The organism is Bacillus sp. TL12 (assembly GCF_022625245.1).
Taxonomy (GTDB): Bacteria; Bacillota; Bacilli; order Bacillales; family Bacillaceae_G; genus Bacillus_A.
Genome location: NZ_JAJJBY010000163.1, coordinates 1 through 962, shown reverse-complemented (window position 1 = coordinate 962; position 962 = coordinate 1). Strand labels below are relative to the sequence as shown.

At 36.7% G+C, this 962-nt stretch carries 2 protein-coding genes; both read left to right on the top strand.

The genetic code is table 11. The features are described from left to right. The coding region (locus tag LOK41_RS28245) for an alpha/beta fold hydrolase (protein ID WP_241819389.1) at positions 1-703 on the top strand (703 nt) is incomplete at its 5' end. Positions 704-780: 77 nt separating this feature from the next. Then, positions 781-930 (top strand): hypothetical protein, encoded by a 150-nt coding sequence (locus tag LOK41_RS28240; protein ID WP_241819388.1) that lies wholly within the window; start codon positions 781-783, stop codon positions 928-930. Positions 931-962: the final 32 nt, after the last annotated feature.

Here is a 962-nt window from a genome sequence, read left to right as displayed (position 1 = left end):
TTACGGGCTCTCTGATCCGAAACGGAATCGAACTGTTCTGGATTGGGCAGAAGATGTAAATGAATTAGCAGATCAACTAAAGCTCCAAACTTTTTCTATTATAGGTGTTTCAGGAGGAGGCGCTTATGCAGCTGCTTGTGCTTATAAAATTCCTGAACGTTTACAATCCGTACAGATGGTTTCTAGTGCAACTCCGTTTGAGAATGAGAAGCCGCCAGCTAGTATGTGCCGTGAAAATCGGATTGCTTTCTTTCTCTCCAAACGATTACCTTTGCTATTAAAATGGGTGTATCGTACTCAAAAAAAGCAAATGGAAAAGAACCCTGAAAAATATATACAGGGGATGAAAAAGGGGAATGCCCATTTATGCAAATGGGATCAACAATATCTTCAAACAGATGAAGATATTAAGTTAACTATGATCCATATGAAAGAGGCGTTAAGAAATAGTGTAGATGAAGCAGTAGCAGAACCTGCTCTCTTAGCAAAATATTGGGGGTTTAATTTTCAAGATATTTCTATCCCTATCCATATTTGGCATGGTACAGCCGACACTTTATCTTCAATAGAAGAAATAAAAAAATTAGCCTTAGTGACCCCTCATATAACAACACATTATATGAAAGATGCAGGACATTTCTTACCTGACGATCCTGACATATGGGAATCTATTTTACAAACAATTATCCAAGATACAAAGTAAACGATTCTGGTGCAAGAAATCTAGTAAACTTAGACATACTGATACTACTACTACTCTAAAAAAGGAGCATAATCAGTATGGAGGTTCTGTTGCAAAGTTTCCGAAGATATAAAGAGATGGGGAATGTTGTGGATCAGTTTTATGAAACTATTAATAATTCATGTAATGCGTTATACGTCGAAAAAACGAAGTTTGGTGTGAACTGCACCCCAATTGTTGGACACTAACTAACAATTGGAGGTGTTTTTTTATGACCAAA